We start from the raw sequence: 23,173 nt of genomic DNA on the forward strand, positions 1-23,173 counted from the left end.
GTGTTTTATGAAGGCAGTACACAGACATAAGTAAGCCATGCTTACCGTTTAAAAAAAAGTAAGAATAATTCAGGTTTTAGAAACTGATGTTTCATTTTGAATCCATTTGTGGTCAGCAAAGCCAAAGCTATTCCTAATTTCACATAACCCGATAGGGCATACGTAGTATTTTTACGCGGATACTCCTCTGCGCAAAGCGTAAAGCACGTACAATTACGGAAATCTTCACCAAATCTTCACAATTTCGGCGAAATATTCTGTTTTATTTGGCAAATCTTTATCGAATCTTCATGCTCTGGTGGCTTAATACTTAGTATCATCACGTTTTCTTTACATTGTCTCAGTAGAATTACTTACTTTAGTGAGTTTTCTTGTAATAAATATATCGCAAAGATGAGATGTTTTTACAAAATATTTATATTTTCTGAGAGTTAAATCAGATCAAATCGATGGGCAATCTCTACATCCAGATGACAGATTCTAAGCTGATTATCTGCGCAAGAAATTCCTCGGCTGATACACGCTGAAATTGAGAGAATCGCTAAAATTCAACTCCTTAACCCTTAGTCTGATCAAGCACTATGAAGGCACAATTACGAATGTTGTTGACTGGCAATTGGTTGAGTATAAGCAGAAAAGCTGGCTGTTTTGAGCATTTCTACAGTTGCTTGGCTATTTTGTACCCAAAACTGTCGCCCAAAGCGTACTAATTGACTGCGATCGCCCAATTTCACCGACGCTAGAACCGGAATTTTTGCTTTGTCTTTTTCACCTAGCTGTTCTTGTAAGATACTTTTTAAGCGGTGTTGATAATCAAGCGTTGCAGCTTGCTGAGGATCGAGTTCTACCATAACTAACTGCACTGTCTCAATCGGTTCAGCATCTTCTACAATCAGCTGGATTTGGTCATCGCGGCGGTCTACTTTACCCCAGACAACCATTCTGGCATCTGCAACAAGTGATGCGCCGATTCGTTCATAAGCTTTGGGGAAGACAACGGCTTCGGTTTGTCCGGTTAAATCTTCAATTTGTAAAATTGCCATGCGATCGCCTTTTTTCGTGACCACTGGTTTGATATTAGTCAACATCACGACCGCACAGAGTAAAGTATTATCGCGTTGATCGGCGAGTTGCGATAAATTGATGGGTGACAACAGTCGCGTACGCGATCGCAGCGACTTTAACGGATGATCCGAGACATAAAAACCAAGAAGTTCTTTTTCCCATCGCAGTTTTTCCATGGGCGGGTAGTCTGCTACAGGCGGGGCTTTGGGTGCTAATTCATAGTTAGTGCGATCGTCATTATTCGCTATCCCACTCCAATCGAATAAATTGACTTGACCACTAGCACGATCTTTAGCCCGCGATTGCGCCCAGTCAATGACCAACTCAAGATCTTCAATCAGTTGCTTGCGATTCGCTTCGAGTTTGTCAAACGCACCACAATGAATCAAAGCTTCTAAAGTACGACGGTTAACAGCGCGTAAATCGACGCGATCGCACAAATCAGCTAGCGATTGAAATTCGCCTTTCTTGTCGCGGGCTTCTAAAATGGATGCGATCGCATTTTGTCCGACATTTCGCACGGCTGATAAGCCAAATAAAATTTTGCCGGCTACTGGTGTAAAATCGACTCCAGAGCGATTAATATCTGGCGGTTCGATCTGAATATTCATATTCAGACACGTAGAAAGATATTTTTGGATTTTATCGGTATCACCACTGTTCGCCGTCAGTAGTGCTGCCATATACTCTACAGGATAATTCGCTTTTAAATATGCGGTTTGATAGGTGACATAACCATAAGCCGTTGAATGCGACTTATTAAAACAGTATTCAGCGAACTTAACCATTTGGTCAAATAAGTCTTCGGCAACTTGTTTTCTGACACCATTTTTAGCTGCACCATCAACAAAAGCTTCCCGATGTTTTTGCATCTCAGAAACTTTCTTTTTACCCATAGCGCGGCGTAACAAATCTGCTTGTCCTAACGAATATCCTGCCAAATCTTGAGCCATTTTCATGATTTGTTCTTGATACACCAAAACCGCATAAGTTTCGTTTAAAATTGGCTCTAACAGCGGATGAATGTATTCTATTTCTTCGCGACCGTGCTTGCGGTTAATAAATTTGGGAATCAGTCCAGCATCAAGGGGACCAGGGCGATACAATGCCAAGATTGAAGAAATATCTTCGATACAAGAAGGCTTCAAATCGCGAACAATTTGCCGCATTCCTGAAGATTCAAGCTGAAAAATTCCTTCTAGTTCGCCTTCTTCGAGAACTTTATAAGTTTTTTCTACTTCTTGCGGCATTTTTTTGACTTCGCCCTTGGCTAAGATTTTTTGAACTTTCCTTTCTTCCAAGGGTAGGTAGTCGGGGTCAATCTCAATATTTTGATTTTGTTTAATTAATTCGACAGTTTTTTGAATAAGCGTTAAATTCTTCAATCCCAAAAAGTCCATTTTCAGTAATCCCAGCGATTCCAAATCCTCCATGAAATACTGGGTAATCACTGAACCATCGTTGTTTCTTTGTAACGGGACAATCTCATCTAAAGGTTCAGAAGAAATGACAACTCCCGCAGCGTGAACGCCAAAGGTTTTATTAGTTCCTTCAATCCGAATCGCCATATCAACCCAGTGGCGGACTTTAGGATCGTTTTCATATTTCTCTTTGAATTCTGGTGCTGGAGTTGCATCAGAAATCATCACAGAAAGTTTAGTTGGTTTACCGCGTACAACAGGAATAAGCTTCGCCATGCGATCGGCTTCACCATAGGGAATATCTAATACCCGCGCCACGTCTTTTAAAACGGCTTTGGAAGTCAGACGGTTGAAAGTAATAATTTGGGCAACTCGCTCTGTTCCGTATTTTTGTGTTACATATTCGATAACTTCATCGCGTCTTTCGATACAGAAATCTGTATCAATATCAGGCATTGATTTGCGTTCAGGATTCAAAAATCGCTCAAATAACAATCCATGATGCACGGGGTCAATGTTTGTAATTCTTAAAGCATAAGCAACTAAAGAACCAGCAGCCGAACCCCGCCCAGGACCAACCGGAATTTGATGATCTCTGGCGTATTTAATGTAGTCCCAAACAACTAAAAAATAAGTAGAAAAACCCATTTGTTGGATCATTTTGAGTTCATAATCCAACCTTTCTTTATATATTGGCTCAATTTCACTACGCGATCGCTTTCTTAAACGATCTAGCATTCCCTCCCAGACAACTTCTTCTAGAAAAGTATCGGCGGTATGTCCTGCGGGAACCGGATAGTTAGGAATGCGCGGTTCGCCCATAATATGATAAGGTTCAACCTTGTCGGCAATTTCTACCGTAGTTGCGATCGCTTCTTGAATGACATCATCGGATAAATGATCGCGAAACAGTTGACTCATCTCCTCTGCTGATTTGAGATATTCTGTCCCGCTGTAGCGCATTCGGTTATCTTCTGCAATCAGTTTCCCTGTTTGAATGCACAACAAGGCGTCATGCGCTTCTACATCAAAACAGGAAATATAGTGCGAATCGTTTGTCGCAATAAATTTAATACCTAATTCTCGCGCAATTTTAACAATTTCAACATTAACAATTCGGTCTTCTTGCGAACCGTGATCTTGAATTTCTAAATAATAATCATCACCGAATATATCTTTATATTCTTGTGCGACTTTCCGCGCAATATCTAATCGACCTTGAAGAATTGCTTGCGGAACTTCTCCACCTAAACAAGCACTCGTAACAATTAATCCTTCATGGTATTCTTTTAAGAGTTCTTTGTTTACACAAGGACGCGAAAAAATACCTTTTCCCTGAACACCTTTCAAGTGCGAAATTGTTGTTAATTTAACAAGATTTTTGTAACCTTTTGTATTTTTTGCTAAAACAACTTGGTGATAGCGAGGACGACGCTTCTTCTCCTCAATATCTCCATTAATGACATACATTTCGTTGCCGATAATTGGCTTAACATTCTTGTTCCGGCAAATTTTAATCAGTTCGATCGCACCATACATGACACCGTGATCGGTAAGTGCGATCGCTTTCATTCCTAACTCATTGGCTCGTTCAATAAGTGCAGGTATTTGACTTGCACCATCGAGTAAGCTGTAATCACTATGAATATGTAAACCAACAAAAGACATAAACTTTATAAATAGTAGTTTTGAATTAATTTCTGTTAATTCTGGTGATAGGTAATGGGTAATTGGTAAATAATTTCGCTGCCAATTTTTTATAGCTTATATTTATTTTAGGGTATTTCTTACTTGCATAAACTACACAACTTCCTACTACCAATTTGCTCCTGCCTACTCTTACAAGTAATTCAAGCCACCTGAAACAATTTTCCTACAGTTAAAGGTTCTGGCAAAATTTCACCATCTTCTACTGCTGATTCTACTAAAAGATCTAAAACTTATTGAGCATTTTTTAGCACTTCTTCATAGGCGTCTCTGTGAGTGACTGGCTGCATAACATCTTTAAATTCAGGTAGGATGACAACAAAACATTGATCCTCGTCGGATCACTAAATAATAGTGTATTTCATTCTTCTATCTCCTTTTCGCTTATTTGTTTTGATTAATTAATAGCTTGCTCAACTTGTATTTCTAAATATCTTTTTGGATCATCGCTATCTTTACCTGCTTTATTGACTGAGATAATTGTGAATGTATCCACTTAATATGGCTACTTTTGTAGGTTTGTATATAAACCCTGCTTTTAACAATATTGTTTTTATTTCTCTAACTTTCTTGGGCATATATCATGTAGCCTTCTGATTTTTGGCTGATTCAGCACCCAAGTATACTGTTTCTAAAGGAGTTTCTTGAATTCCGTCTTCTATCCTTTGCAATCGATAAGCTTTTGCATAGGGACGAGAACTAACAATCTGCTCTAGTCTATTTTCAATAAAATGCAGCACCACGCCATCATCTGCGGCGTATCCATCACTAATTTTTCCTAGTGATAGTAAACGATGGTAAGCAGGTCTTCTTTCTAATTCTCCATCATAATGCGGGCAATTGCTACCCCAAGCCAGCCAAGGCAAGGTAACACCGTTAATTCTCCAGGAAGCGAATCAGTAACCCCTTGCTCAAACCAGCAAATCGAACCTGCACTTAAGCCAGCAAGGATGACACCACTTTCCCATGCTTCTTTGAGGATTTTGTCGAGTTCCCATCGAGAAACCACCACCGCCCATTGCTATAATTTGTCGGCGTGACATGATGCGCGATCGCCTCACATAAATCACAACTGTTGCACCCAAGCGCGAAAAGCCTTAACGGCGGCGTTTCTTCCCTGAATTTGACTTTCGGCAACGTATTGGGGAATGACTTCTATAATTGGTAAGTTAGGAAAAATCTGACTTTGGTTCGTTGCAACATACTGATGATTTTGCAGTAGGTATATTTGTAGCGATCGCCCGTCATAAATCCATAATTCAGGAACGCCTAAAGCTTCATAGCTACTTTTCTTGATTTCGGAAGCACTTGTAATATCAATTTCAATGGCTAAGTCAGGCGGTGGATCGAAGTTAGCATCAATTTTACTTTTACCTCTAATTGCTGCTTCATGTTGAATATAAAAGCAAGCATCAGGTTCTACACCACTCGCCATATCCCGACGTTTAAAGGTAGTAGAACCGAGATTTCTAAATTCAACATCGAGTTCTTCTAGTAAAATCTCAACTAGGTTACTGATAAGAATTTTGCTATCTTCATGTTCAGCCAGTGGTACCATAATTTCTAGTATTCCTTTGTAGTAGGCAAGTCGGGAGGCACGCGCGTTGCCTAACTCATCCAAAATTTGCTCAAACTCACTCCAGCTAATATTTCGTAGTAGGACTCTTTGCCCTGGCTTCACATCTAGCTGATTCAGTTGTAGTTGCATTGTTTACCTCCATATGTTTCAGCGTTCCGCCATCTGTTGAATTGAAACTTGTCGAACAAAGTTTTGCACGACTTGAAAATATTTAGAACCTGCAACTTCTGCGACATTATTGTGTCCCGCACCAGGAATTAAAATTAATTGCTTCGGTTCGGGTGCAGCAGCGTAGAGTTGTTCGCTCATTTGCGCGGGAACTTGCCAATCCGCAGTTCCATGAATGAATAGAACAGGGATTTGTAATGCGTTTACTTTACTCATCGAGTCGAAGCGCTGGCGTAAAATCAGATCGACGGGAAATATGCGGTAGGCACGTTGGAAATCGATCATGGCACGGATCGAAGTAAACGAACTTTCGACAATCAATCCGGCGGCGTTGGGCTGTTGTAGTGCTAAGTGAATGGCGATCGCACCCCCTAAAGAATGCCCATAAATAAAAATCTGACTCGGATCAATTTGTCGTTGATTAACGAGATAATCCCACGCCACCGCAGCATCTTGGTAAACACTCATTTCAGAAGGAAAAGCCCCTTCACTACGACCATAGCCGCGATAATCGATGAGGAGTACTGAAAAACCCATCTGGTGAAACCGATGGGCGTGAGCAACATTTGCACCAATATTGATACCGTTGCCGTGTAAATACAGTAGAACTCTTCCGTTAGATTGTGTCGCAGGAATCCACCAACTATGAATGCGTTCAGTTTGCCCTGTGGTTGTAGTGACAGGTAGCCACACTTCCTGATAGCGGAGATTAAAAAACTCTGGTGTCGTTTGAATAACGGGTGAAGGAAAAAAAATGAAGCGAGTTTGCTGGAAAAAGAGATATATGCTGATCCCGATATAAAAAAGTGCCACAATTAGCCCAGCACTCAGCAGCCACCTCAATGATAATTTGTTGAGCATGGATATCCTTCTACACGTGTACGGATGCACAACTTTATGATAAAAACTCCAAGCTGCGCATCACTATACTGACGTTCTCGCTATGTCAACTTCGGAGTCTTTTTATGCCATTCTGTCGCCTGTTCATAAGCATACGCGACTTGAAATAGCAAATCTTCGCGCAATACGTTGCCAATCAACTGCAATCCGATCGGTAAACCTTTGTCATCAAATCCACAGGGAATACTCATTCCTGGTAAGCCAGCCAGATTGACGGTGATTGTCATCAAGTCAGTTAAATACATACTCAGGGGATCGTCCGTCTTTTCTCCCGCCTTAAATGCGGTTGTTGGTACAGTCGGACATACCAAAACATCAACATTGGCAAACGCGTTTTCAAAGTCTTGCTTAATCAGCGTGCGAACTTTTTGCGCCTTTAAATAATACGCATCATAATAACCCGCCGACAGCGTGTAAGTTCCTACCATAATCCGCCGTTTGACTTCGGTTCCAAAGCCAGCAGCACGAGTCCGGTTATACATCGACAGGAGATTTTCAGCATCTGGCGTGCGGAAGCCGTATTTCACACCGTCGTAACGCGCTAAGTTTGCCGAAGCTTCCGAAGGCGCAATGATGTAATAAGTTGGTAGCCCGTAGCGAAAACGAGGACAGGAAATTTCTTGAACTTCTGCGCCTAAATCTTTAAGTTGTTCGATCGCTTTAGTGACTGCTTGTTCAACAGCAGGATCTAAGCCCTCACCAAAAGTTTCTTTGATAATACCGATGCGGAGGTTTTTAACGTCGGGTTTGAGCGATCGCGTATAGTCTGGGACTTCGACTTTAAGACTTGTCGAATCTTTGGGATCGTATCCGGCGATCGCACCCAGTAAAATTGCGGCATCTTCTACAGTACGCCCAAATGGTCCAATTTGATCCAACGATGAAGCAAACGCGACTAAACCGTAACGCGAAACTAACCCGTAAGTCGGTTTCATGCCAACAACGCCACAAAACGACGCAGGTTGACGAATCGAACCGCCGGTATCAGAACCTAAGGCAACAACACACTCTTGCGCTGCTACTGCCGCCGCCGAACCACCAGAAGAACCACCAGGAACGCGTTCTAAATCCCAAGGATTGGCAGTGACTTGAAATGCTGAATTTTCCGTAGAACTGCCCATTGCGAATTCATCTAAATTCGTTTTGCCCACCATGACAGTACCTGCATCGGCTAGCTTTTGCGTCACGGTTGATTCGTACGGTGGTACAAAGTTCTCCAAAATTTTAGAAGCACACGTTGTCCGAATTCCCTTGGTACACATATTGTCTTTGATGCCAATCGGAATTCCTGCGAGTAGCCCTATTTCCTCTCCCGCAGCGATTTTGGCATCCACTGCTTGCGCCTGTGCTAGCGCTGTATCTGCGGTCACAGATAAGAAGCTATGTAATTTCGGCTCTAATGCTGCGATGCGCTGCAAGGCTTCTTGAGTAATTTCAACCGCAGAGCGTTCTTTGCTCACCAGTTGTTGGTGCAACTCGCGGATGGATGCCATTGTTTGCTCCTTTGACTTGTAATCCAGATTATTTAGTTTAATTCAGGACTTATGTAAAAGTGACTCAAATTATTGTTTTGCTTGGTAATGATTTCTTTTACCAATTACCAATTACCATTTCCCACTAGCAACATAAGTCTTATAGTAAAAATATACTACGGCTTATTTTTATCGAGTGTCTCTACCTCAAACTGTTCAACCTGTCAACCTCAACGTTCATATTCAAGGACACGGCTTTCCCATCCTTTGCTTACACGGTCATCCAGGATCTGGGCGTAGTCTGTCGGTGTTTACGAACCATTTATCGCAGCGCTTCTGGACGATCGCCCCCGATTTACGCGGCTATGGTAGCAGTCGCACACAACAAAATTTTACAATGAACGATCACTTGCTCGACTTAGAAGCACTGATAGATAGCTTGAAAATTCAGCGCTGCTTAGTCCTCGGCTGGTCGTTGGGCGGAATTTTGGCGATGGAACTCGCGCTTAAATTGCCCGATCGCGTGAGCGGGTTAATCCTCGTCGCCACCGCAGCGCGTCCCACAGGTAATCATCCGCCGATTAGCTGGCAAGATAATGTGTATACTGGTGTAGCGTCTGTTTTGAATTGGTTACAACCAAGTTGGCAGTGGAATATTGAGACTTTTGGCAAGCGATCGCTCTATCGCTACCTCATTCAACAACATTCGCCGACTGCCTATCGCTATCTTGCTACTGATGCGATTGCTGCGTACCTGCAAACTTCTGCGGCTGCACAGCGTGCGTTGAATACAGCGCTGCGATCGGGTTACAACCGCCTCACCGATTTACACAAGATTACGTGTCCGAGCTTGATGCTAGCCGGAGAGCGCGATCGCCATATCACCGCCCAATCAAGTCACGAAACTGCTCGGTACTTGAAAAACTGTCAATGGCAATGCTATCCCAATACCGCGCATCTTTTCCCGTGGGAGATTCCCCAGCAGGTACTAAGCGATATTGACGCGTGGATTGCTCAGTATCCAGCGATCGTCAAGCATGAGTAAGTTGCTGGTTGCGAGCGATGAGTGCTTAGAGGAGATTTTACTGATTTTTCCTCTTTGGCACCAAACGCCCCTAATACCGTTTCACTTTAAAGTTGCTACAAATAGGCAGCTTCAGGAGCAGAGGAGAAATTAATTGTAGTTCTCATTTAGTGAAACAGTATAACTTTGCTTGCTTTTACATCTGACCGCTAAATATGGGTGTGGCCTTAGGTTGAACCATTCCCAAGTCGTCAGCAACTGTCAAATTTTTAGGTTTGCAACGCTTGACTTTTACAATGATTCCTTGTGCACCTTCTTGCTCTAAATCCTCAATATATCCCGCCTTGGCAGCGTTTGCTTCTTTAACGCTCAAGAAAGGACCGAAGTAGTACGTGCAGCGCGGATTTTGTGTAACAATTTCTACCCACCAAGCCCAGCCAAAGCTGTGAAAGAGATTAGTTAAAACTTCTTTAAAACTATCCCAAAATGTTTTCATATTTGCTGTTTTGTCCATTGGTTACAGATGTGACGCGGTCTGCTACTGCTTCTAAATACTTCACACTTTGTTATACTCTGTTACGCTTCTTTTTTCAAATTATCTTATTTTAATTTTTCTAAATGAAGCATATTTAACCAACGTTGGCGAAAAATTTCATACAAAGCCATTCCGGCTGCGACTGAGGCATTTAAGCTAGGAGTATCACCCAAAAGTGGAATTGACACTAACACGTCACAGCAACGTTGTGTTAACAAGCTTAACCCTTCACCCTCAGCACCAATCACTAACACAACTGGTCCTGTAAATTGGACTGTATGCAGCGGTTGGCTTGCGGTTGCGGCTGTACCATAAATCCAAAATCCTGCCTCCTTGAGTTCTTCTAAAGCACGGCTGAAGTTAACTACTCTGGCGACAGGAAATTTTTCCAAAGCACCAGCGGCGGCTTTCATAACACTCGATGTGATTCCGGCTGCTCGTCTTTGCGGGATGACAAGCCCCTGCGCTCCAATCGCTTCAGCTGTGCGAATAATCGCTCCCAAATTGTGGGGATCGGTAATACCTTCAGCTGCCACAATAACAGGTGATTCAGCGATCGCTTTTGCTTGCTCAATTAATTCACCAAGATCGCTATACGCATAAGGTGCAATTTGTGCAGCGATCCCTTGGTGATTTGCATGATGCGTGATTTGATCTAAACGCTTAGGTTCAACTTCATCGATAACTGTTCCTTTTTCTTTTGCTTGTGAAATCAAAGAATGAAAGCGGGGATCGTAGCGCAACCGCGAAGTAATCCAAATTCGATTCAGATGTCTTTGACTCTCCAAAGCAGCTAGAACAGGGTGACGACCGTAAATGAGATCGTTGTCTTCTGTTAAATTTTGTAAATTTGTGTTACCAACAGCATGATTCACTGTAGGTCTTGCTCGTGCAGTGCGACCCTGATTGGGAGATTTGAGCAAAGGTTTAGAGCTTTCTCTAATTTTGACTGGCTTGTCGCGCTTTGCCCCGCCCGTAGATCTAAATTTTTGTGGTTTGTTAGCCATTTAATAGTTGAAGTGTTAAATTCTTTTGGGCATCCCTACTACTCGAATCTAACTGAGAATTCCAGCTATTTCGGTATAGAAAGACAATTTCCATCACTCATTTTGATTTTGCTCAAAGTCTAGCTTGTGTAATAACTGAGCCAAACGCTGACAGTCAGTGAGAAATAGGTAGCCGACTAAGGTTTCTAAACTCGATGCTTGTTGATAAATTTCAGGTTCGATACGCTTTGGCGGCTTCGTTGTCGCATTCCGACCACGACGGACTATATCTAATTCAGTACTGGTAAGGTAAGGAGTGAGCGATCGCAAATGTGATGCTTGTGCTTCTGCTCTTACCTGTGCCACTACTAATCGATGATAAACCTGCGATCGCTTGGGTGGCAGTAAGTAATAACGCCTAATGTAAAGCTCATAAACTGCATCTCCTAAATATGCCAAAGCGCTTGGAGAAGCTTGCTGTAGCTGTAATAAATCTTCAGCCAAGGTTGGTAGCAGTTGCTCTAACTTAAGAGTTAGTTCGTCTTCTATTATAAATGAGCGATCAAGTAGCTCTTCCTCCTTTGGGTTCACAATTGAGATGATCCTTCTATCTAGATTGATGGTGAGAAAATAAATTTCGCCGTTATGAATTTGGCAAAACTACCCATTTCAGTTTTGGTAGCTTCTTATTATCCTCGATCCCCACATCCAAATAAATGAAGGTAATAGTAATTAGCTGTTAGTTAGCGAGCATTCTTAAAGATATATCTAGATCCTTTCAACCGACTTGTACGAATGCTGGAATAGCTTCGCACACCTTAATAACAGCCCTCCGACTAAAGTCGGGGCTGCCTAAACCTGCGCACGGCGGCACACTAAAAGTAGGATTTTTCTAATCGCCTCCACAGAGGTAGACACGGTTTAGTTAGCAGCGAATTCATTCGTCCAGCTTTAATAAACATTTCTATAAACAAAAATCAAGCTACCCAGATGATACAACCGGATAGCTATATTAGCCTTGTTTCTGTTGCCAGATCATGACTGTTTAACGTTTTCTAGCGCGACTTCGACTGAAGGACGCAGCGAGAGAAACTGCTCTAACCGAACTAGCTTAACTGTTTGAGTCACGCGGGCGTTAGTCACGATTTGTGAAGTGCCACCAGCATTTTGTGCTTGTTTTGCAAGTTGCACTAGTGCCCCTAGACCTGAGCTATCAACAAAGTCGATTTGAGAAAGATCCAAAATAACATTTTTGGGTCCCTCATCGATACATTTGCCAATTACCTTACGAAAGGTTGGTTCAGAAAAAGCATCTAACAACCCTGTAAATCGAAACAACTGATAATTGTCCCGTACTTCACGAGTTCCTCTCAAACTAACCGTGATATTTAGTGGCTCAGCAATAATACCCTCCTCTTGCTACGCTAACTAAGATGTTTAAAGTCGAGGCTCAAGTATAGAGTGTTTTTTGAGGTCTTGTCTACTATCATGAGACAGAAATTGAGGATTCAAAAAGACTAACGCTTTGTCGCTGATCCCTGTTTGGCTTCGCGCATCAATTGTACAAACTGCTCAAATAAATAATCCGCGTCATGAGGACCAGGGCTAGCTTCTGGGTGATACTGCACTGAAAATAGCGGTAGTGATTTATGTCGCAGCCCTGCAACCGTCGAATCGTTGAGGTTGAGGTGAGTAATCTCAATATCCGCATCTGGTAAAGAATTGGCATCGATCGCAAAACTGTGGTTTTGACTCGTGATTTCGACTCGCTGCTTTAAACCAGCGGGTTGGTTAAGACCGCGATGCCCAAACTTAAGCTTAAACGTTTCTGCGCCAAGCGCGTGACCTAAAATTTGATGTCCCATACAAATGCCAAACATTGGCTTTTGACTCGCTAGGAGTGCTTTGGTTGTTTCGATTCCTTCGGTAACGGGTGCGGGGTCGCCAGGACCATTAGAGAGAAAAATTCCATCAGGGTTGTATTTGAGAATTTCTTCTGGAGGAGTGTTGACAGGCACAACAATGATCCGGCATCCATAACTTGCTAAGCGGCGAAGAATGTTACGCTTCACCCCAAAATCAATCGCAACAACCGTCAAAGGTTCTGCGACATTGTCTTGATTAACTGGTTTAAATTCCCAGATCGCCGTTGTGGGGTCTGACCATTCGTAAACATTAGCAGTTGTCACCTCACGCACTAGATTCAAGCCTTTCATACTAGGCGCTGCGGTGACTTGCTCTAGTAACTCAGCTTCATCAAGAATTTCGGTGGAAATTCCGCCATTCATGGCACCTAAAGCCCGAATTTTACGAGTGAGCGCGCGAGTATCAATTCCATAAATGCCTGGAATGTTGTGCTGTGTGAGGTAATCTGGCAAGCTAGCTGTAGAACGCCAATTGCTCGGTTTGTAGCAGATGTTGCGCGTTACTGCACCTCGGATTTGCGGTTTATGCGATTCTTCATCGTCGGGATTTACGCCTGTGTTACCGAGTTCAGGATAGGTAAAGACAACGATTTGTCCGTAATAACTGGGGTCTGTTAAGACTTCTTGATAGCCTGTCATGCCAGTATTGAAAACAACTTCCCCAATAGTGGTTCCGGTAGCGCCGAACGAAAAACCACGATAAGCAGTTCCATCTGCAAGGACAAGCAGCGCTGGTTTAGCGTTAAATAGGGACATAAGCAATTAATCTCAAGGCTTTGACTGGCATCAGGGTCATTATGCCACGAGTCAATTGTGTCTTGGTATGACTATGTAAGAATGCGATCGCATTTCCACACTTCTCTTACTACTGCGCACCGTAATAAAACGCAATTTCTTTGTCTTTGAGCGGTGCAAAGTCAGCATCAATGAGCATTTGATTCAGTTTTTCCTGCGGAATGTGTTTCGCGCCAATCCGCACGATTCGCGATCGCATTGTATTGGAAACACCGCTACGTTGTCTGCCTGCTTCTAGTTCCATTACTTGGCGATACAGTTCTAGTTTGGCAGGCGGAATCGGAGTCCCATCGAAATCTTTTCCTGCGGCGATCGCTACATCGACAGCATCTGCGCCTGTTGTTTGCGGAGAATTTTGTGAATTCATCGTTTGTGGTCATAACAGCTACGGTTGCATTTTACCAAGTGCGATTGCTTATGCAACAAAACATATAAATAGTCGTATTTTTTCGCAAAATTGGGTATTCAAACACTTGCAACTACTAAAGCTTTTGATCTAACCTCTAGCCAACTATGTACCCTCACAACACTTTTTCTATGTCTGAGTTTCCTGTTCCCGATTCCCAAGACCGATCGCTACAAAAAGCGTTTACTGGGAAACTAATAGATGAATATTTTGATTACTCTGAAAGTTGGCTGCGGGCAATTTTGAGAATGTGCATTTTTTCACTCACTCGAATCGGCGGAAAAACTGCTTTGCTCATCGAATGTCCCAATCAAGCAGTTGCTAAACGCCTTAGCCGCAAAACGTATCCTCTACAGCAGTTTAGCGAGTGCTTTTCTTCAAGTTATCCTGCAAGTAGGCGAGTTCTGATTTGCTACCAAGATAGTGCGCTTGCTACTTGGCGATGTTTTGATACAGAAAGTAATAGTTGGAAAACGTGGGAGAATTTACAAATTCCCACGGCTTCGACCGATGGATAATGTATTTAAGTATATTGCTAAAAACTCTACTCTAGCAGTTTTCATGCCAATGCCCATACTTCACATTGCTCTACGCTGTGGCTTGTTATATAAACAAAATTCTGTAGAGTTGCTATCTAAAAATGCCGAATGTACTGTTTTAACTAGTTGTCTTGAGTTTGACCAGGGATATGCGTAGCAATCCTAAAAGGAGATTCTCTGCGTGTATCTGAGCAAATGCCGATTTCTTTTAATAACTGAGCAATTTGCTCTGAAGTCAAACTGCGTTCTAGTAGTTGCTTGTGCTTTGCGATCGCCAGCAGTTGTTGCAACTCTTCTACTGACAATGTTGTATCTTCCTGAGAAGTTGTTTGGCTAGATGCTGCTAATTTTAATGTGACTAATATTAAAAAACGCTGTAGTACGACTCTTTGAGTAGGTGTTAATTCTAATTCATCAGCAAATAATGCCAAATTGTCAGCTATTTTTTCTTGACTATCTGCTTCTTTTGTGGTAAACCCTTTAATCGTTCCCAAAATGCTAACAATGCCACCGAGCAGCGTTCCTAAATAAAGTCCTGTCGTACCACCTTGCCAAACTGCTCCTGGAGCTACCCAAGCCTGACACGCAGTTTCTAAGCCCCAAGGTTGATTTTGGCATTTTTGACTTTGAACTTTCAGGCTGATTTGACTGCCAATATAAGCACTGACAATTCCAGATGTCAGCGCGATTAAAGTACAAGCTAGAACTCGTTTTGGTTGCCAAAATTTGCTCATTAACCAGTATTCCGCATACCAGCAGCAATACCATTAATTGTAAGCAACGCGCCACGGAGTAATTCCCCCTTGCTATAGCGCGAGTGGATAACGCCTGACGTTGTGTTGTTGCATTGACGTAGCCGCTTGAGCAAAGAAACTTGTAAAAAGCCCAAGGGGACAATTGTTCCATTGCGTAATTGAACGGACTTTTGCAGAACCGGATCGCCATCTAGAAGGCGTTTATGACCGGTGATGGTTAATACTAAATCTCGCGTGAGGTAGAATTCATTAGCAATTTGCTCAAATAGTTTTTCAAAGCGAGCCAAGTCTTCAGGTTGTGATAATTCCTGTACGTAGTGCTTTGCCATTTGCAAATCTACTTTTGCTAAAGTCATTTCGACTTTAGAAATTGCCATTTTAAAGAAAGGCCATTTGAGGTAGAAATAGCGCAGCAGCTTAAGATGTTCTTCGGGTTCTTCGTTGACAAATTCTTGCAACGCAGTTCCTACGCCGTACCATGCAGGTAGAAGAAAACGGCTTTGTGTCCAGCTAAACACCCAGGGAATTGCGCGTAACGAACTTAGGTCTTTTTTACCACCTTGGCGGCGCGCGGGTCGAGAGCTAATTTGCAACTGGCTGATCTCGTCGATGGGTGTAACTTGATGGAAAAAGTCGATAAAGTCTGGTTGCTCGTAAATTAAAGCGCGATAATGACTACGCGATCGCGCGGCGATTTCTTCAATAATTTCGTTCCAAGGTTGAATATTGTCAAATCCAGTCCGCAATAAACTTGCTTGGACAACGGCAGTTGTAATCGTTTCCAAATTGTAAACCGCAAGTTCAGGTAAAGAATACTTGGAAGCGAGAACTTCTCCTTGTTCTGTAATCTTGATTCTACCGTTAATGCTGTGACCAGGCTGCGCTAAAATAGCTTCATAAGCTGGACCACCACCACGACCAACCGAGCCACCGCGTCCGTGAAAGATGCGTAACTGTAAACCAAATTGTTCGGCAATTTGCTGAAGTGCTTTTTGCGCTTTGTGAATTTCCCAGTTACTGCTTAAAAAGCCTGAATCTTTATTACTGTCAGAATACCCTAGCATCACCTCTTGAAGATTCGGCGTCAGTGTTGAAGGAGGCGGGGGTGGTGTCGTGTTAGTTGACGAGTTTTCTGCTGAGTGCGCATGATAGCCGCCTGCAAGTAAGGCGCGATACAAGGGTAGTTCAAACAGTTGTTGCATTACCCTTGGCGCTCGAAGTAAATCTTCGACAGTTTCAAACAATGGCACAACTTGTAAGGTGCTTGTCCCCGTTGCGGGATCGTATAAGCCTGCTTCCTTAGCAAGGAGCAATACTTCAAGCAGGTCACTGACTTCGTGACTCATGCTGATAATGTAAGTTTGGCAAATGCTAGAACCAAATTCTTGCTGTAGCGATCGCACAACCCGAAATGTTTCGATAACCTCGGTTGTCTGCGGACTAAAAGGTAATTCTGCGGGAATAAGCGGGCGACGTGTTTGAAGTTCTGATACTAACCAGGCGACGCGCTCAGCTTCCGATAATTCTTTGTAGGAACGCGGTACAATTTGCAAATACTGTAGAATCTCTTCTAACACGTCAGCATGGCGCGATGACTCTTGGCGAATATCGAGATGCGCCAAGTTGAAGTCATAAATTTCGACCTGACAAATCAAATTTTCTAATTCGCGGCAACTTAAACCCGTCGCTTCTAAATTACGCTGAATTAACCGCAATTCTGCTAAAAAATCGGCACTAGAGCGGTAAATTTCACGGAAATCGCTTTCGGTTTCGATGATTTCGCGTTGTCGTAAATCGCGATTAGATAAACGACTGTTGCGATCGCGTGTATTCTCTAAGCGTTTGAGTAGATAAGATAATTTTAGGCGATATGGTTCTTGTCGATATCGTAGTGCGAGTGCGTCATAAACATCATTCATTTGCGATTGATCTTGCTCCAGCGATTCGAGTAATTCTGGCAAGACATCGCTCCAGTGTAGCGACAAGCTTAATAAAGTAATCAAGTGCTTCACTGACTGAATATACTTCTCCAGCACCATTTGACGTTGATAGCAAGCTGTTTGCCAGGTTACTTGAGAAGTTACTGAAGGATTTCCGTCACGATCTGCTCCTACCCACGAACCAAATTTGCAGAAATCATGCTTTGGTGCATTTAGTCGGGGAAAAGAACTAGAAAGTGCGTGTTTAAATCGTTGATGTAGTTGGGGAATCTCATTGAATAAAACTTCTTGGAAGTAGTGCAATGCATACTCTACCTCATCTAACACTGTAGGTTTGAACTGATGCAACTCATCTGTTCGCCACCATAGGCGGATTTCTTCGGTAAGCTGTTCGCGTAGTTGTGCGGCTTCCCAAGAAGTTGTCTTGTTAAGAAATCCTTGCTTTTCCTCTAGCTGATCCAACCTCTGGAGTAACTTTGCCATGCGCCGCTGTTTTTCGCGAATCGTCGGGCGCACGATTTCGGTTGGGTGTGCGGTAAAGACCATGCGCACATCCAACTGATCAATTAGGCGCTGGATTTGCTGAGGCGGGACATTCTGCTCTTTCAAATGAGGAAATAAGGCGTGAAAGGTACTATATTTCTGATTGTCAGATTGAATTGCTTGCCAGCTTTTCTCTAGCATTTCCGCCCCAGGTTGCCCATTGAGCGCTGTCTCGGAGTCAAGCAACTGACCGTTTGCTGATGTTACTTGTTTACTAAGTGCCGTATGCTGCGATGAACGCGCGAGTTGCAGTCGCTGTTCGTAATGTTGCTCAACAATATTAATCAGCTGAAAATACAAAGCAAAGGCGCGCGCGGCTCGAATTGCTTCGTTGAGATCGAGTTGCGCAATCAACTTAGTCACTTCTGCTGCTTGGTCGTTTGTCGCTTGTCCTTCTGGAGAACACAGATCGCGCAGCTGACCCAGAAGATTGACTAATTCTTGACCACAATCTTGTTTAAGCACAGACTCCCATAAGTCCTCTACCAACTCAAGGCGTTGCCGGAGAAATAAATCTAGTGGTGAAGGCACAGTCAGTGCCTCATCAGAGGATAGGTTGATGAGCGAACTCATAGTGTCTGTTCTAAATAAAGCCAGGAATATAAATAATTCTATGAGGTAAATTCCCCTCAAGTGGTTGCACAAACAACAAACTTTGGGATTAACTTATGCGCTTACTCAATTTGCTCTATCTTCTGCGGCTCTGGAAAGGGTAGTACTGGTAAGCGATCGCCGCGTAAAATTTCTTCGGCTGATTGTCCGATCGACTGAATCAATTCTGAGTAAGCTCTAGCACCTAACATCGCCAATAACATTGGTCCAGTGCTAATTTGTAACAAAACTTTAGGTCTAAGACTGATAAAGAATAAATCAATTTCCTGCTCTTTTTTACCCTGACGCTGAAGTGTCATATTTGCTCGCATCCCTAATTAATTTTTCTCGTTATGCTCTCATGGAGCTTTCATTCTGTAGAACTCAAAATCGCTGCGAATAATGAAACTGCACACCCGTACAAAATTTCATCAGTTTATAAAGTAAGCTTATAACCTTTATTTAACAATTTAATCCTTTTGATATAGATTAAATTAAGTAAAGTAATGTAAAGTGTAAACACAGGCAAAATAAGTTTGTCTGATTATCTTCCCATAACTCACTTGTAGTTACAAAAAGCAATCATAAAAGTATGACAACAACGCTACAAAGACGCGAAAGCGCCGGATTGTGGGAGCGGTTTTGCAACTGGGTAACATCAACCGATAACCGTCTATACGTAGGCTGGTTCGGCGTATTGATGATCCCGACATTACTAGCAGCAACAACCTGCTTCATCATTGCATTTATCGCCGCCCCCCCCGTAGACATCGACGGCATTAGAGAACCAGTAGCAGGGTCATTAATCTACGGCAACAACATCATCACCGGAGCAGTCGTTCCGTCGTCAAACGCAATTGGGTTACACTTCTACCCAATCTGGGAAGCAGCATCATTAGATGAGTGGCTATACAACGGTGGACCATACCAATTAGTCATCTTCCACTTCTTGATCGGCGTATTCTGCTACATGGGACGCGAGTGGGAATTATCCTACCGTTTAGGAATGCGGCCATGGATTGCCGTAGCCTACTCAGCACCAGTAGCAGCAGCAACCGCAGTCTTCTTGATCTACCCAATCGGACAAGGTTCATTCAGCGATGGCATGCCCCTCGGCATCAGCGGCACATTCAACTTCATGTTAGTGTTCCAAGCCGAGCACAACATCCTGATGCACCCATTCCACCAGTTAGGAGTAGCAGGCGTATTCGGTGGTGCACTCTTCAGTGCGATGCACGGTTCACTCGTGACCAGTTCGTTAGTGCGTGAAACAACCGAAAGCGAAAGCCAAAACTACGGCTACAAATTCGGACAAGAAGAAGAGACATACAACATCGTAGCGGCACACGGATACTTTGGACGCTTAATCTTCCAATACGCTTCGTTCAACAACAGCCGTTCGTTGCACTTCTTCTTAGCCGCATGGCCAGTGATTGGCATCTGGTTCACCTCGTTGGGCATCAGCACAATGGCGTTCAACCTCAACGGGTTCAACTTCAACCAGTCGGTGATTGACTCGCAAGGTCGCGTCATCGGTACCTGGGCAGACGTCCTCAACCGTGCGAACTTGGGTATGGAAGTCATGCACGAGCGTAATGCTCATAACTTCCCTCTCGACTTGGCTGCTGGTGAAGCGACTCCTGTTGCTTTAACTGCTCCGAGCATCAATGGCTAAACTTTAGCTCTCAATTAATTGAAAAGCGCCTCCCTCGCGGGGGCGCTTTTTAGTTGATTAGAAGAGCCAAGTAGATTAGCTTACCTTGCATTCAGAATAACTCTGACCCCTGAACTCTAACTTCTGCTGTACTATCCAACAGCTTTTAGTTCTTCTTGCAGCATTTTTTGATACACCTGAGGTAAATGTTGCGTCATTACATTGTCTTCAATTCCGTAGCCCAGGCTTGTCCAAGTATTAGAGAGAAGCTTAAGTACGCGGTCTAGGTTTCCTTGACGTAGTAATGTGGCAATATCTGTTCCCCAAGCTTGGCGATCGCTTAACCAAGCATAAACCACAGCATCTTGAAATTCTGGCTCAAAGCTGTATGACCGCCAAAACATCAAGCCTGGTGGTTGTGGATGATACCGTTGGGCTTTTTCTTTCCATGTTGTGTTGAGCATTTGGTATCGACCTGCTGCGGTAGAACAGTTACCCCGATTTGGACCTACGACAATTGTGATACATTTTTCTGGATGACCGCTCAGGTCTTTAACGTGTTGCCCTCCATAAAGAATCGTGTAGGGTTGAGGGTGATTAGATTCGCTTGCCGATATTGTACGCATTAAAGCACGAATGTAGGGATCGCCACCGTCCATGACTAATGGTGGAAGATAACCTACTGTGGAATCAAAATGAGGCGATCGCCTCGCTCCTGGCTGTCGATGATGTACTAAATAAGCTAGCGCTAAAACCGCCGTACCGCTGGCAATCAAACGTTTCCAAGACTTACGCATTTGCACGAAAAATCAACACAAAGAAATTGTAGGGCAGCTTTTACTGCCCTTACATTACATTCAGAGAAAGCTTGCTGGCTCAATGTTCCTCAAATTTCACGCGATCGCTTCAGCCTACACTCGCAAACAGTTCTTGAAAACTTTTTGCTGATGCTTCTGGCTTAGCGACAATTTCCACAATTTTATTTTTTGATTCAGGATTAAATAGCGCCTCAACGCATACCTGTGCGACTTTGGTGCGTGGAATACTACCATCAAATAGCGTATCCGCAGCCGACATAACTATAGGATTAGAGTTGTCGTCATTTTTCAAACCGCCTGGTCGGACGATAGTATAGGTAAGACCACTTTTTTGTAGATACTCCTCCGCCTGCTTTTTCCACACTAAGATCAACCAAAACAAATTCAGCGGATGAAACAGTTGAGAAGTACATAAGGAAGAAACAAAAACAAAATGCTCTATGCCTTTAGTCTTAGCAATATCAACTAAATTTTTTGTTCCTTCGTAGTCTACTTTGTAAGGTCCTGTGGGGTCAAAACTTGGTTTAGCTCCCGTTGCACAGAGTAATACAGTGCTGTCTCCTATCGCAGCACGGAGAGTATCTGGCTGCAATACATCGCCAACAACCAACTCAGCTTCGGCGGGTAAGATAGCTTTGGCTGAATCGATATTCCGAACCAAAGCGCGTACAGGAATGTTTTTTTTGACTAACTCTTGGACAATTCTGCGACCTGTCTCGCCTGTTGCCCCTGCTACAAATGCTTTCATTTTAAAGCTTATGCTGAATAAACGAACAAATTCTCAAGTAAGTTTAACTAACTCTCAATCTCAATTGTAGATTTGATGAACCTTGATATAAGCTGCACAATGGCAGAGAAACTCTAAGACTGACTTGGGAATCCTAAATAGATAAGTCAAATTACAAAGGATGCGTTTATGCTGTCGAGCAATGGTGAATATAAATCTACTAGAAATGGACAAGTGCATTGGGATGCACCCGCAACGCTAGCAGAAAGTGACTATTCACATACTGATTCACCGACACGCTTCCATGGAAAGTTTACAGACTGCATGGAAATGTATGCCCCTGCCGATGCCGTTGCCAATTACCTTGATGCTCATCAGGGCTGGTTTTGTCGCTGCGCTCAGCCAATGAAAGTAGAATCGGTTAAGGAAAACGCCTACGCCTTGACAATTGGTCGGATCGGCTCGTTTGGTTATGAAGTAGAACCTAAAGTCGGCTTGGAACTTTTGCCACCAGACGAAGGAATTTATCGAATTAAGACAATTCCAGTCCCAAACTACATTGCTCCTGGCTATGATGTAGACTTCCATGCCGTGATGGAACTTGTCGAAACAGCCGCTACTCCCGAAGTCGTTGCAGGGAAAATTACACGCGTAGAATGGGAGTTGGATCTAGCAGTTGCGGTTCACTTTCCAAAGTTTATTCAACGTTTACCAAAATCACTTGTTCAAAATACAGGCGATCGCCTACTCAATAGTATTGTCAAACAAGTCTCGCGTCGTTTGACACACAAGGTGCAAGAAGATTTTCACAAGTCATTAGGTTTACCTATCCCCACCAAGTCAAAGCGGACAAGTTGAAGTGAGCTATTAATTGTTTTGGTGGCAATCAGCAAATGCTCAATCTTACCCTCTCCACAAAATGATGTTTATGTCAACCCTACTCATTCATCTTGTGGATACAAGTCTTAAAGATAATCAGCTTCCACTTATCTCAAATCTCGTTATTTACTGATAATTCAAATGGAGAGTGAATGCGACTAGCGGCTAGCAACTAACCACTAACCACTAGCAACGATACCGATAGTCAAGTTATTTAACCAAAGATGATATTATCGCTTGCTAAGGATATTTTGGATAATTTGTACGCCGCTTACTGCTTGCCAACTGAATAAAGCGAGTAGAGCAGAATTTAAGACAATGTGGGTGTAACGCGCCCAGTTCTGACCTTTTTGCATGAACGGTGAGAGACTCGCGGAGACTGCAATCATACCTGTCATGCCTAATCCGACTAATAGGTGAGGTCCAAGAAACAGCTTTTGATTGTTGATATAGGTAACACCCATCGCAGCAAGTGTCCCTAATACCATCAGCGCTAAGATGACCGAGCCAATTTGATAATGTTTAACGTTGTATCTGCCTTTAATTAACTCTTTTTTGACGTCACCCTCGGCGTAGCGCGTGCGTCTGACTTGTACGCCCAAATACAGCGCATAAAATGAAGCTGCGAGTAAACCCCACATCAAAACAGGGTGAATGAAATTTAGCCAAAATTTTACGTCTTGTGAAAGTTCCATCGTGTTCTCTTCTGTTAATAAACTTGATAAAACTTAGCATAAGTTGTTT

22 protein-coding genes are annotated in these 23,173 nt (G+C 43.1%); 4 read left to right on the forward strand and 18 right to left on the reverse strand.

Annotation, left to right across the window (positions count from 1 at the left end):
• Positions 1–593: 593 nt before the first annotated feature.
• The 6 genes from GLO7428_RS17820 to gatA all read right to left on the reverse strand — a co-directional run bounded on the left by GLO7428_RS17820 (position 594) and on the right by gatA (position 8,333).
• Positions 594–4,154 (reverse strand): DNA polymerase III subunit alpha, encoded by a 3,561-nt coding sequence (locus GLO7428_RS17820; RefSeq protein WP_015189966.1) that lies wholly within the window; start codon positions 4,152–4,154, stop codon positions 594–596.
• Positions 4,155–4,774: 620 nt separating this feature from the next.
• Positions 4,775–5,059, reverse strand: a complete 285-nt coding sequence (locus tag GLO7428_RS27415; RefSeq protein ID WP_196797386.1) for a hypothetical protein — start codon at positions 5,057–5,059, stop codon at positions 4,775–4,777.
• A complete protein-coding gene (locus GLO7428_RS28600; protein ID WP_051038449.1) occupies positions 5,008–5,202 on the reverse strand; it encodes a Type 1 glutamine amidotransferase-like domain-containing protein in 195 nt (64 codons plus the stop codon). The genes GLO7428_RS27415 and GLO7428_RS28600 overlap by 52 nt, the downstream gene beginning before the upstream one ends.
• Positions 5,203–5,259: 57 nt before the next feature.
• Positions 5,260–5,901, reverse strand: coding sequence for a Uma2 family endonuclease (locus GLO7428_RS17830; RefSeq protein ID WP_015189967.1), 642 nt, complete (start codon positions 5,899–5,901; stop codon positions 5,260–5,262).
• A gap of 18 nt (positions 5,902–5,919) precedes the next feature.
• Positions 5,920–6,801 (reverse strand): alpha/beta hydrolase, encoded by an 882-nt coding sequence (locus tag GLO7428_RS17835; RefSeq protein ID WP_015189968.1) that lies wholly within the window; start codon positions 6,799–6,801, stop codon positions 5,920–5,922.
• 80 nt (positions 6,802–6,881) lie between these two features.
• Positions 6,882–8,333, reverse strand: a complete 1,452-nt coding sequence (gatA, locus tag GLO7428_RS17840) for an Asp-tRNA(Asn)/Glu-tRNA(Gln) amidotransferase subunit GatA (protein ID WP_015189969.1) — start codon at positions 8,331–8,333, stop codon at positions 6,882–6,884.
• 175 nt (positions 8,334–8,508) lie between these two features.
• Between gatA and GLO7428_RS17845 the strand changes: the two genes are divergently transcribed.
• Positions 8,509–9,357 (forward strand): alpha/beta fold hydrolase, encoded by an 849-nt coding sequence (locus GLO7428_RS17845; RefSeq protein ID WP_015189970.1) that lies wholly within the window; start codon positions 8,509–8,511, stop codon positions 9,355–9,357.
• 175 nt (positions 9,358–9,532) lie between these two features.
• Here GLO7428_RS17845 and GLO7428_RS17850 read toward each other — a convergent pair whose 3' ends face one another.
• The 6 genes from GLO7428_RS17850 to GLO7428_RS17875 all read right to left on the reverse strand — a co-directional run bounded on the left by GLO7428_RS17850 (position 9,533) and on the right by GLO7428_RS17875 (position 13,944).
• Positions 9,533–9,850, reverse strand: coding sequence for a DUF1816 domain-containing protein (locus GLO7428_RS17850; RefSeq protein ID WP_015189971.1), 318 nt, complete (start codon positions 9,848–9,850; stop codon positions 9,533–9,535).
• An 86-nt stretch (positions 9,851–9,936) separates the two neighbouring features.
• Positions 9,937–10,878, reverse strand: coding sequence for a 23S rRNA (guanosine(2251)-2'-O)-methyltransferase RlmB (rlmB, locus tag GLO7428_RS17855; protein WP_015189972.1), 942 nt, complete (start codon positions 10,876–10,878; stop codon positions 9,937–9,939).
• Between the two features lie 93 nt (positions 10,879–10,971).
• Positions 10,972–11,373, reverse strand: coding sequence for a Mini-ribonuclease 3 (locus tag GLO7428_RS17860; RefSeq protein WP_196797628.1), 402 nt, complete (start codon positions 11,371–11,373; stop codon positions 10,972–10,974).
• A gap of 519 nt (positions 11,374–11,892) precedes the next feature.
• Positions 11,893–12,243, reverse strand: a complete 351-nt coding sequence (locus tag GLO7428_RS17865; RefSeq protein ID WP_051038450.1) for an STAS domain-containing protein — start codon at positions 12,241–12,243, stop codon at positions 11,893–11,895.
• A 131-nt stretch (positions 12,244–12,374) separates the two neighbouring features.
• Complete coding sequence (gene carA / locus GLO7428_RS17870) at positions 12,375–13,538, reverse strand: glutamine-hydrolyzing carbamoyl-phosphate synthase small subunit (protein WP_015189975.1); 1,164 nt, start codon at positions 13,536–13,538, stop codon at positions 12,375–12,377.
• Positions 13,539–13,647: 109 nt separating this feature from the next.
• Positions 13,648–13,944: a DUF4090 family protein gene (locus GLO7428_RS17875; protein ID WP_015189976.1), complete on the reverse strand. Its 297-nt coding sequence runs from the start codon at positions 13,942–13,944 to the stop codon at positions 13,648–13,650.
• Between the two features lie 170 nt (positions 13,945–14,114).
• Between GLO7428_RS17875 and GLO7428_RS17880 the strand changes: the two genes are divergently transcribed.
• Complete coding sequence (locus GLO7428_RS17880; protein ID WP_041918687.1) at positions 14,115–14,501, forward strand: hypothetical protein; 387 nt, start codon at positions 14,115–14,117, stop codon at positions 14,499–14,501.
• Positions 14,502–14,644: 143 nt separating this feature from the next.
• Here the strand turns inward: GLO7428_RS17880 and GLO7428_RS28605 are convergent, their stop codons facing one another.
• The 3 genes from GLO7428_RS28605 to GLO7428_RS17895 all read right to left on the reverse strand — a co-directional run bounded on the left by GLO7428_RS28605 (position 14,645) and on the right by GLO7428_RS17895 (position 18,671).
• Complete coding sequence (locus GLO7428_RS28605; RefSeq protein ID WP_015189979.1) at positions 14,645–15,256, reverse strand: hypothetical protein; 612 nt, start codon at positions 15,254–15,256, stop codon at positions 14,645–14,647.
• Complete coding sequence (gene ppc, locus GLO7428_RS17890) at positions 15,256–18,333, reverse strand: phosphoenolpyruvate carboxylase (RefSeq protein ID WP_015189980.1); 3,078 nt, start codon at positions 18,331–18,333, stop codon at positions 15,256–15,258. The genes GLO7428_RS28605 and ppc overlap by 1 nt, the downstream gene beginning before the upstream one ends.
• 101 nt (positions 18,334–18,434) lie before the next feature.
• On the reverse strand, positions 18,435–18,671 hold the full coding sequence (locus GLO7428_RS17895; RefSeq protein WP_015189981.1) for a hypothetical protein: 237 nt from the start codon (positions 18,669–18,671) through the stop codon (positions 18,435–18,437).
• Positions 18,672–18,943: 272 nt separating this feature from the next.
• Here GLO7428_RS17895 and psbA point away from each other — a divergent pair, with 272 nt between their 5' ends.
• Positions 18,944–20,026, forward strand: a complete 1,083-nt coding sequence (psbA, locus tag GLO7428_RS17900) for a photosystem II q(b) protein (protein ID WP_015188022.1) — start codon at positions 18,944–18,946, stop codon at positions 20,024–20,026.
• 131 nt (positions 20,027–20,157) lie between these two features.
• Here psbA and GLO7428_RS17905 read toward each other — a convergent pair whose 3' ends face one another.
• Both GLO7428_RS17905 and GLO7428_RS17910 read right to left on the reverse strand, forming a co-directional pair.
• The gene (locus tag GLO7428_RS17905) at positions 20,158–20,802 is read right to left on the reverse strand and encodes a glycoside hydrolase family protein (RefSeq protein ID WP_015189982.1); all 645 of its coding nucleotides are present in this window, start codon (positions 20,800–20,802) and stop codon (positions 20,158–20,160) included.
• A gap of 109 nt (positions 20,803–20,911) precedes the next feature.
• On the reverse strand, positions 20,912–21,571 hold the full coding sequence (locus GLO7428_RS17910; RefSeq protein WP_015189983.1) for an NAD(P)H-binding protein: 660 nt from the start codon (positions 21,569–21,571) through the stop codon (positions 20,912–20,914).
• A 168-nt stretch (positions 21,572–21,739) separates the two neighbouring features.
• Here GLO7428_RS17910 and GLO7428_RS17915 point away from each other — a divergent pair, with 168 nt between their 5' ends.
• Positions 21,740–22,408, forward strand: coding sequence for a DUF1997 domain-containing protein (locus GLO7428_RS17915; RefSeq protein WP_015189984.1), 669 nt, complete (start codon positions 21,740–21,742; stop codon positions 22,406–22,408).
• Positions 22,409–22,659: 251 nt separating this feature from the next.
• Here the strand turns inward: GLO7428_RS17915 and GLO7428_RS17920 are convergent, their stop codons facing one another.
• A complete protein-coding gene (locus GLO7428_RS17920; RefSeq protein WP_015189985.1) occupies positions 22,660–23,124 on the reverse strand; it encodes a DUF4079 domain-containing protein in 465 nt (154 codons plus the stop codon).
• Between the last annotated feature and the right edge of the window lie 49 nt (positions 23,125–23,173).

It is taken from the genome of Gloeocapsa sp. PCC 7428, assembly GCF_000317555.1.
Lineage (GTDB): Bacteria > Cyanobacteriota > Cyanobacteriia > Cyanobacteriales > Chroococcidiopsidaceae > Chroogloeocystis.